Annotated in this window: 7 protein-coding genes; 1 reads left to right on the forward strand and 6 read right to left on the reverse strand. The window is 59.8% G+C overall.

Annotated features, from left to right (window positions below; genetic code table 11):
• Position 1: 1 nt before the first annotated feature.
• From IVB12_RS03985 to IVB12_RS04010, 6 genes are all read right to left on the reverse strand, one after another.
• Positions 2 to 418 (reverse strand): hypothetical protein, encoded by a 417-nt coding sequence (locus tag IVB12_RS03985; protein WP_247295860.1) that lies wholly within the window; start codon positions 416 to 418, stop codon positions 2 to 4.
• Positions 419 to 915: 497 nt separating this feature from the next.
• Positions 916 to 2,355 carry an HlyD family type I secretion periplasmic adaptor subunit gene (locus tag IVB12_RS03990; RefSeq protein WP_247295862.1) on the reverse strand — a complete coding sequence of 480 codons (1,440 nt, stop codon included), beginning with the start codon at positions 2,353 to 2,355 and terminating at the stop codon, positions 916 to 918.
• On the reverse strand, positions 2,342 to 4,468 hold the full coding sequence (locus IVB12_RS03995; RefSeq protein WP_276578156.1) for a type I secretion system permease/ATPase: 2,127 nt from the start codon (positions 4,466 to 4,468) through the stop codon (positions 2,342 to 2,344). Before IVB12_RS03995 ends, IVB12_RS03990 begins: the two co-directional genes overlap by 14 nt.
• A 476-nt stretch (positions 4,469 to 4,944) precedes the next feature.
• Positions 4,945 to 5,705 (reverse strand): IS5 family transposase gene (locus IVB12_RS04000; RefSeq protein ID WP_247295868.1). Its coding sequence is split into 2 segments (ribosomal slippage): positions 4,945 to 5,150 and positions 5,150 to 5,705, totalling 762 coding nucleotides; the frame shifts between segments, so codons are not numbered across the junction.
• 161 nt (positions 5,706 to 5,866) lie between these two features.
• Positions 5,867 to 6,571, reverse strand: coding sequence for a dienelactone hydrolase family protein (locus IVB12_RS04005; protein WP_247295871.1), 705 nt, complete (start codon positions 6,569 to 6,571; stop codon positions 5,867 to 5,869).
• 94 nt (positions 6,572 to 6,665) lie between these two features.
• Positions 6,666 to 7,646 carry a tripartite tricarboxylate transporter substrate binding protein gene (locus tag IVB12_RS04010; RefSeq protein ID WP_247295873.1) on the reverse strand — a complete coding sequence of 327 codons (981 nt, stop codon included), beginning with the start codon at positions 7,644 to 7,646 and terminating at the stop codon, positions 6,666 to 6,668.
• Positions 7,647 to 7,802: 156 nt separating this feature from the next.
• On the opposite strand from IVB12_RS04010, the gene IVB12_RS04015 reads away from it, so the two are divergent.
• Complete coding sequence (locus tag IVB12_RS04015; RefSeq protein WP_247295875.1) at positions 7,803 to 8,711, forward strand: LysR family transcriptional regulator; 909 nt, start codon at positions 7,803 to 7,805, stop codon at positions 8,709 to 8,711.
• Positions 8,712 to 8,920: the final 209 nt, after the last annotated feature.

Consider the following 8,920-nt stretch of genomic DNA (forward strand, 5'->3'; position numbering starts at 1 on the left):
GTCAGCGTTGTTTCTCGTTGGAGCTTGCCAGCGTTCTAACTTCCGAAATCATGCTTCGCGCGAACAAGAAAGCGCCGATGCCAATCGCCAAATTGATTACGAGAATTAGGACTCCTGTTAGCGAACGCAGTGCAGAATCGCTATAAATCGCGTACGGAGAACAAATTAGACAAAAGACAAGCAAAGCATTCAAAACTCTTTCAATCGTACCGATTGCAACTGTTGGATTTGCATCGATTTTCGCGACTGCACGCCAAGCCAGTGTTGCCAACCAAAAAACAACCAGCGAACCAACTATTCGAAAGCTTCGGTGAGTCTCAAAAGCTCCTGCCATTCCCAGATTGGCGACACCAGCGAAAAAGGCCACGCCGCAAAGCCGAGTGACCCATTTCTTGAACCCCTGAATTGAGGTGGACATATCAAGATCGTCCTCTTGTATGCGACAGCAACGAAACTTGCTTTGCGACGCCATCCTGAACTACCAAGTTGCGCAGAGATCCCGGCCCAATCGATAGTGACGCAGGCCAAAACTACAGAACTCCACAAGCTCACGCGGCTTACGCGCTTTATGCGCTATTATTGCGGCGAGAGGGATGGCATCCGGCGAGAAGACAGCGATCGGAAAGATCGCATCATATCGCGAATACTGATGTGGCAGAGACCACACTATCGTTGCCGCAGCGACTGCAATTGTCGAAAGACCGAAAACAATGCCCAGAGATAGGATGATTCTATAAGTGGTAGGCTGAAGCCGAAGAAAGTACGTTGGAAAGACGCATGCTATGGAAAGGACTGTCGAAACGTTATTGATCGCAGCGATCGCGTTTGTGAATTGGTTTGCATCCACCGTTCGCCTCTGCAAATGGCTCGAGAGAACTGCCGACGTTACCTGAGCATGGATAGCCTGCAACTTGTTCATCGCTCCCTCAAGCTCTCCTGCTTGTAGCGCAGCAGCGGCGACATCACGTATTCGATGATCCTTCGCTGCCCTGTCTTGATCTCGACCGTCACGGCCATTCCCGGCGCGACATTGACCATCTTGTCTTCGATCTGCATCGTCGTGCCGTCGAGCGAGACGCGCGCGGTGTAGAGCAACTCCTGGCCTGCCGGCTCGCTCGATTCCGAGAGCGCCCCGCCCTGCTTCGCGGCGCCGAACCTGTCCGCCGGCTTGTCCTTGACGATCGCATCGCGCGAGACGCTGATGACCTTGCCGTGCAGCAGGCCATAGCGGGTGAAGTTGAAGGTATCGATCTTGATCTCGGCGTCCTGCCCGGCTTCGACGAAGCCGATATCGCGGTTGGAGATCAAAGCCTCAACCTCGATGCTGGAGCCGCGCGGCACGATCATCATCAATTGCTGCGCCGGTGACACCACGCCGCCGACAGTGTGAATGGCGAGCTGCTGCACCGTACCGTCGATCGGCGCGCGAAGGATCTGTTCCTCGGTCTTCTGCTGCGCCTTGACGAGATCCTGGCGGAACTCATCGGCCTTCTTCTGGGCATCGGCGAGATCGCTTAGCACCTGCCGCTCGAAACCTGATTTTGTCGAGGCCAGCTGCTGTTCGAGGGCGCGACGGGCGGCTTCGATCTCGACTTGCTTGCGCTCCTGGAGGATCCGCTCGTTCTGTTGGTCCACGAGCTTCGTCTGCGCGTCGAGCCAGGCGATGCGGTTGCCGTACTGAATGTCCATCGCCTTCTTGCGAATGGTCAGGGTCTCCTCGAGCAGCGGCAGCGTCGCATCGATCTTGGCAATCGCGGCCGTCACTGACTGCGCCTCGGCGCGCTTCTGGTCGATCTGCTGGACGACGACGGCAAGCTTCGCCTCCTGCTCCGCAGCCTGCGCCAGCAGGCTCGAACGGGACCGCGCGATCTCGACCTCGGACGCGCCGGCCAGCGCCTCGATATCCTCGGGCGTGTTGAGGTGCGCAAAACTCCGGCGCAGCGCCGACAGGCGGGCAACGTCGAGCAGGCTTGCGACCAGATCCTGCCTCACCCGTTTGTGTTCGGCCTGCGTCACCGTGCGATCCAGCTCAACCAGGATGTCGCCGGCTGAAACCTTGTCGCCATCACGAACATGGATCGCCGCAACGATCCCGGTCTCCAGCGGCTGGATGGTCTTGGTGCGGCCGGTCGGCACCACCTTGCCCGTGGCCGTCGCGATGATGTCGACATGGCCGATCGTCGCCCAGCCGATCGCAAGGGCAAAGAACAGGATGATGGTCAGCGCGACCAGGCGTCCCACGGGCGAGGCCGGCGTCTCAAGGATCTCCAGCGCAGCCGGCAAGAATTCACGCGCGTCGCGCTGGCGGCGCCAGAACGCGCGGCTTTTGCGTTCAATCACATCAGCCGACGACATGGAGCCCCGCCTGGATCTGGTGCAGCATGGCGTATCGCCCGGCGTTCTTGATCAGTTCGTCGTGCGTGCCGTCCTCGACTAGGCGCCCCGCCTCGATGGTGAGGATGCGATCGGCGTGGCGCACCGCCGAGAGGCGGTGGGCGATGATGAAGACAGTGCGCCCGGCGCAGATCTTGCGCATGTTGCGCTGGATCATGTTCTCGCTCTCGTAGTCGAGGGCGCTGGTTGCCTCGTCGAAGATCAGGACCCGGGGATTTGTCACGAGTGCGCGCGCAATCGCGATGCGCTGGCGCTGCCCGCCGGACAGGCTGGCGCCGCGTTCGCCGACGACGGTGTTGTAGCCATCCGGCAGGGCGAGAATGAACTCGTGGGCGCCGGCAAGCTCGGCTGCGGCAATGACCCGCTCCATCGCCATGCCGGGATCGGTCAGCGCGATGTTCTCGCGGATGGTGCGGTTGAACAACACGTTCTCCTGCAGGACGGTGCCGATCTGGCGACGCAGCCACGCGACATCGGCGACCGTCAGATCGATGCCGTCGATCAGAATACGGCCGGCCTCCGGCGCGTAGAGCCGCTGGATCAATTTCGTCAGGGTCGACTTGCCCGAACCGGACGGACCAACGATCCCGATGACCTGCCCAGGCATCACCTTCAGCGAGATGTCCTGGAGCGCGAGCGAGGTATCCGGCCGGTAGCGGAAGCTGACGTGGTCGAAAGCAACCTCGCCCTTGATCGGCGGCAGCGACGCGCGCGAAGGATCGAACATTGGCTCAGGGGCGGTGTTGAGGATGTCACCAAGCCTTGCGATCGAGACCCGCGCCTGGTGGAAATCCTGCCAGAGCTGGGCCAGCCGCAGCACCGGCTGGGCGACGCGCCCGGCCAACATGTTGAAGGCGATAAGCTCGCCGACCGAGAGATCTCCGTCGATGACGAGCCGCGCCCCGAAATACAGTGTCAGCCCGGTGACGACCCTGCTGACGAACTGTACCGATTGGCTCGCCCAGTTTCCGAGCGACAGCACGTCGAAACTGGCGCTGACATAGCCGGCGAGCTGCTCTTCCCAGCGCCGCTGCATCTGCGGTTCGACGGCCATTGCCTTCAGGGTCTGGATTGCGCCGACGCTTTCGACCAAAAATGCCTGATTCTCAGCTCCACGATCGAATTTCCTGTCCAGCCTCTCGCGGAAAACCGGCGTAACGCCGGCGGAGATCGCCACATAGAACGGAAACGAGCCGACCACGATCCAGGTCAGGAACGGGGAATAGTAGAACATCACCGCTAGGAACACGAAAGTGAAGCCGAGATCGATCACCAGCGTCAGCGCCGAGCTGGTGAGGAAATTACGGATATTTTCGAGCTCACGGACCCGCGCGACGGAGTCGCCGGCCCGCCGCGCCTCGAAATAGGCGATCGGCAGTGCGATCAGGTGACGGAACAGGCGCGCGCCGAGCTCCACGTCGATTCGGTTGGTAGTGTGAGAAAAGACATAGGTGCGTAAGCCGCCCAGGACGGTCTCAAAGATCGAGACCGCAATCAGGCCGAAGACCAGCACGTCGAGCGTGGTGTAGCCTCGATGCGCGAGCACCTTGTCTGTCACGACCTGGAAGAACAGCGGCGTCACCAGCCCAAACAACTGCAGGAACAATGATGCGACCAGCACCTCGCCGAGCAGCCGGCGATATTTGTGCATGGCTTGCAGGAACCAGGTGATGTCGAACCGCCGCGCCAAATCGGACAGCGAGACCCGCCGCGTCATCAGCACGATCCGACCGGTCCAGGCTTCTTCGAACTCGGCTCGCTTGACGATCTGCGGGCGATTGGCCGCGGGGTCGTGGACGAGCACGTCGTCGGTGCCGACCTTGCCCAAGATCACGAAGGTGCCATCGCGACGCTCGACGATGCCGGGCAATGACAGATGCGCCAACCCTGTCCAGCTCTCACGAACCGCCCTCGCCTTCAACTTCAGTTGCCTGGCGCAGCGCAGCATCTCCAGCACGCCGACCGGCTCACCGGAAAACTGGTGAGCGATTTGCGCGGGATCAATCGAAATCTGATGAAACCGCAGCAGCAATGCCAGGCACTGCAGTCCCGTGTCTTGCTTGACTTCCTCCAAAGTCATCCGCGCCTCCCCCTGACCGTGCTTCTCGTCAGATTCGGCGCTCGTGATGCCCGGATGTGATTTGCAGTCTTAGGCTGTATTTTCTTTCCATGACGAGGTCCGCGCAGGCACAAAAGGATAGCGTCCGTCGGCACGAGCAACCGACAGCGGCACGTTCAAATCGTTGAGATTTCCGCATAGCCGTGCTGCGTGGCGAGCTTCTCGGCTTTCCACTTCGTGTCAGCACGCTCGCGCGCTGAAGATTTGACTTCAGTGAAGGCTTAGATTCGGCGGATTATTCTAGCTTTTGCCCCATGCAGTCCAGACACCCCTTACCCGCTCTGCTTGCCATCGAACAAATTGATGTCCGGTGATGATCGATGGCTGCAAAATCCATCTCGATGGAACAATGCGATACTTCGTCGCAGCGTGCACAACTTTCGGTAGCTTTGCAATATCTCCCAGCAAGGTTCTGAAATAATTTTTGGTGACTAGGACGTGGACTCATTAGCGCCGAGCCATAGCCTGATTGAAGCGAGTTGGACGAATGCAAGGTAGTTGGCGGCATGTTTGTCGTAGCGCGTCGCTACCCGACGACATTGCTTGATCCTGTTGAAGAACCGCTCAACTCGATTGCGAGCGCGATACAGGTAGGGACTGAAGCAGATCGGTTCGCTGCGATTGCTTTTCGGCGGATGTTGGCCCATGCTCCTTTCTTGATCGCAAGTTCTCTAATCCAATCGGCGTCGTAGCCACGGTCCGCCAGCAGCATCGATCCAGGCTTCATGCGAGACAAGAGTTTTCCAGCAAGCCGGTTGTCGTGGGCTTCTCCAGGCGTCAGCGCAACTCGGACCGGTAGGCCGTTTGTATCTGCGACCGCATGAATCTTACTGGTCAACCCGCCCCGTGACCGCCCCATGCATTGTCTTTTATTGCGGTTGATGCAGGCTCCATGTTGATGCACGCGGACAATCGACGTGTCGATCATTTGCACAGCGGCATCGTGGGCGGCAGCCAAGGCGTTCATAATCGCCGCCCACACACCTGCTCGTCGCCAACGAACGAAGCGATTGTAGCAAGTGGTGTACGGGCCAAAGGCGTCTGGTAGATCGCGCCATGGTGCCCCGGATCGTAGCACCCAGAAGATGCCATTGAGGACGCGACGGTCATTCACCCGCGGCACACCGCGCGGCTTGTTTGGCAGCATCGGCCTGATGGCAGTCCATTCCTCGTCGGAGAGTTCGTAGCGCATGATTCGGCCCCATTCGTCAGGGGATTTGAATCATGGCTCGGCAGTCAGGCTCAACGGGCCCCAGCCGACGGGATGGCCGCGATGTGCCCGAAAGCGGACGCATTATGCTCACTCTGAGTTTTGTCGAGTTTGACCCCGAGCGGACATTGAACCTAATTGCTTCATCGATCCGCCGACTCGAGACCTCCAAGAATTTCACGGGCGCGCTTGATCGAAAAAGCATGTGCCGCCCGATCGAAGGACGGGCTTGCCCGCATCATGTAGCCGTGGAGCACGCCGGGAAAGACGTGCACTTCAACGTTGGCCGTGCGCACCGCCAAATCACGATACGCCTCCAGCACATCGGCCGCCGCGCGATTGTCCTTATCGCCCCAAATGAGGCAGACCGGCTCACGAATCCCGACAAGCTCGTGACGATAGTCCCGCATCTCGGATCCGTGACAGCAGATACCAGCAGCATAGCCAAGCCGCTTCGGCCCAAGAATCGCGTACGGACCGCCATAGCAAAATCCCATAACCGCGGCCCGGCCATTGAACTGCGGGATAGTGCCGAGGTGCCTCAAGCTGTCGATCATGTCGTCTTCGCCGGCCTTGATTTGCTCAAGGCGCGGCTGCGCGCGCTGGGCCGCGCGTGGGTCGTTCCGCGAAAGCGGGCCGGCAATCGAGCGCCAGAACAGATCCGGCACCGCCGCAATGAAGCCGTATGAAGCAAGCTCGTCGGCGATTGCGAGCATGTCCGCATCCACGCCATGGATAGCGGAAGCAAGCACAACGGCAGCAACAGGCTTTTCCGGCTTGGGCGTGACCAGATAGCAATCGAACGCGCCGCCGCCTTTCGCGCAAATCTTGCTGAACTTCCCCTGCATGTCGCATCCAAACGTTGTTAGGGATGGAGGCCAACGGCCGGTTTGGCTGGCGATACCCGGTATAGAGGCTGCGGCCATCTAAGACTTCGCCGCACTACTCCAGTCGGATCTTCGCGAGCCTCATCACTCTGGCCCACTTCTCGGTTTCACCGGCCATGACCTTGCCGAAATCGGCGGGCGAGCCGCCCAGTCCCGTAGCATCGAGGCTACGGAGGCGCATCTTGAACCCCGAATCGGCCAGTGCGGCGTTGGCCTGCTTGTTCAGCCTGTCGATAATCTCGATTGGCGTGTCTTTCGGGGCGCCGATGCCGAACACTGAACTCGCCTCGTAACGGGGCACGAACTCGCCGATGGCTGGCACATCCGGCAGCGCTTCTGATCGCGCCGTCGTCGTTATCCCGAGCGCGCGCAGCTTGCCGCTGCCGATGTAGCCGATCGATGGCGCCAGGTTCACAAAGACGACCTGCACCTGACCTCCGAGCAGATCCGTGATCGCGGGCGCCACGCCTCGATAGGGCACATGCTGAAGATCGAGTCCACCTGCTTCCTGTTTGAACAGTTCCGCGGCGATATGTGTGATCCCGCCCACTCCGCCCGAACCATACGAGAGCTTCCCCGGATTGGCTTTGGCGTAGGCGATGAACTCTGGAATCGTGGTGGCAGGAATCGATGGGTGTATCACCATCACCAGGGCGCCACGGGTCAGACCCGCGACCGGCGCAATATCCCGCAGGAAATTGAAATCAAGATTCTCGTAAAGCGTCGCATTAATCGCGTTGGAGGAACCAACCAGCAGGAGCGTATAGCCGTCCGGAGACGCACGCACGACCGCATCAGTGGCGATATTGCTTCCCGCTCCGGGCCGGTTCTCGACGATAAATTGCTGGCCGAGCCGCTCCGACCACCATTGCCCGACCAGACGCGCAAGGATGTCATTTGGGCCGCCCGCCGCGAAGCCAACCATGATGCGGACAGGCCGCGCTGGGTAAATATCTGCACAAGCCCTGCCCGACAGCAGAGATGGCGTGGCCACCCCCACTGCAAGGTGCAGAAACTGACGTCGGGAGGGCGTCATGGATTTTGCTCCGTCGAACCCGCACTCGCACCGGCTCTCTTCAACGGCCGAGGATAGTTGATGCTGTCATAACCGCATAAGGCTATTGTCTGATGAGATCATCTCAAAACAGAAATGGGTGCTTTCATGCAGATGAGCGATCGCATTGGAAAACGAATGAAGCTGCAGGACCTGCATGTGCTGATGGCGGTGGTGCAGGCCGGCAGCATGGGCAAGGCGGCGCTCATGCTCAATACCACTCAGCCCAATATTTCGAGATCGATCGCGGAACTTGAGCATGAGTTCGGCGTCCGCTTGTTGGATCGCCACCGGCGCGGAATTGAGCCGACCGAGTGCGGCCGCGCCCTGCTCGATTGCGGCACAGCCGTTTTCGACGAACTGCGCCAGGGCGTGAAGAGCATCGAATTTCTGGCCGACCCCACCGCTGGAGAAGTGCGGATTGGAAGCACGGCCTTTCTGGCGGCGAGCTTTGTTTCCGCTCTCATAGACCGGCTCTCCCGGCGTCATCCGCGGATCAGATTTCAGCTCGTGACCGGCTACCAGGAGGCACTGCACCGCGACCTGAGCGAGCGCAAGGTTGATTTATTGATCGTGCGGAGCGGCGGCTCGATTGCTGACGAGCGTTTGCGTTTCGAGTTTCTTTTTGAAGATAGCTATGTCGTCGTGGCGGGTGCAAAAAATCCATGGGCGCGGCGGCGCAACATCCGGCTCTCCGATCTCGCGGAGGAGCGATGGGTCCTGCCACCCCGGGAGAGCGTGATCGGATCGATTATCACGCAAGCCTTTCGTGGCAGCGGATTTGAGTATCCACGCGCGACAGTGGTCACTGACTCCCCTCATATGCGGGTCAGCCTGCTGGAGACGGGGCGGTTCCTCACGGTCTTCCCGGCTTCCGCACTGACATTCCTCGCCAAAGGGGCGGCGCTCAAGATCCTACCCGTCGAACTGCCGGCGGCACGTCGACCAAACGGGATGGTTACCGTCAAGGATCGCGCCGTCAGCCCGGTTGTGCAGCTCGTCATCGACGGCGCCCGTGAGCTCGCAAAGCCAATGGCGAAACGGTGACAAGCTGTATGCCGGCTTGTGGCCCATCGCTTCTGTTAGTGCAATGCAGGGACATGTCTGGTCGCTGGGGTAGACCGGAAGTTTGCATCCGAGGGTCAAACCGACGCGATTGACCCAAAGCGGACTTCGCCTCCGACAATCGATACAATTTGAGCACCATCTCTTATCAGAGCGAAAGAATGCCTACCTACACCCGTGGGTAATCGCGG

This window comes from Bradyrhizobium sp. 179 (assembly GCF_023073535.1).
Lineage (GTDB): Bacteria > Pseudomonadota > Alphaproteobacteria > Rhizobiales > Xanthobacteraceae > Bradyrhizobium.

Bases quoted from the DNA above. Each gene is read 5' to 3' on its own strand.
- IVB12_RS04005 (WP_247295871.1), bottom strand. From the start codon at position 6,571: ATGCAGGGGAAGTTCAGCAAGATTTGCGCGAAAGGCGGCGGCGCGTTC.
- IVB12_RS03990 (WP_247295862.1), bottom strand. From the start codon at position 2,355: ATGTCGTCGGCTGATGTGATTGAACGCAAAAGCCGCGCGTTCTGGCGC.
- IVB12_RS03985 (WP_247295860.1), bottom strand. From the start codon at position 418: ATGTCCACCTCAATTCAGGGGTTCAAGAAATGGGTCACTCGGCTTTGC.
- IVB12_RS04010 (WP_247295873.1), bottom strand. From the start codon at position 7,646: ATGACGCCCTCCCGACGTCAGTTTCTGCACCTTGCAGTGGGGGTGGCC.
- IVB12_RS04015 (WP_247295875.1), top strand. From the start codon at position 7,803: ATGAAGCTGCAGGACCTGCATGTGCTGATGGCGGTGGTGCAGGCCGGC.